This window comes from Phormidium sp. CCY1219, from assembly GCF_035615515.1.
Taxonomy (GTDB): domain Bacteria; phylum Cyanobacteriota; class Cyanobacteriia; order Cyanobacteriales; family Laspinemataceae; genus CCY1219.
In genome coordinates, this window is the sequence record NZ_JAJENT010000338.1 from 1 (window position 1) to 224 (window position 224).

General features: G+C 49.1%; 1 pseudogene. It reads right to left on the bottom strand.

Going from position 1 to position 224, the window contains the following annotated elements:
* Positions 1-224 (bottom strand): annotated as a pseudogene (locus LKK83_RS05980) (protein kinase domain-containing protein); the annotation flags it as partial.

Consider the following 224-nt stretch of genomic DNA (forward strand, 5'->3'; position numbering starts at 1 on the left):
GCGGCGATCGCATCTAACATTTCCCGAGCACTAGAGAAGCGATCGCGCGGATGAGACTTAATCGCCCGATCCAATATCCCCGCTAATGTGGGACTAATCGTAGGCGCATGAACTCGCCAAATTATCTCTCCCGTCTGCGGGTCCGTTTCCAATTCTTGCGGAATTTTCCCCGTGAGCAAATAAATCCCCGTTAATCCCAAACTATATAAATCGCTGGAATAAAC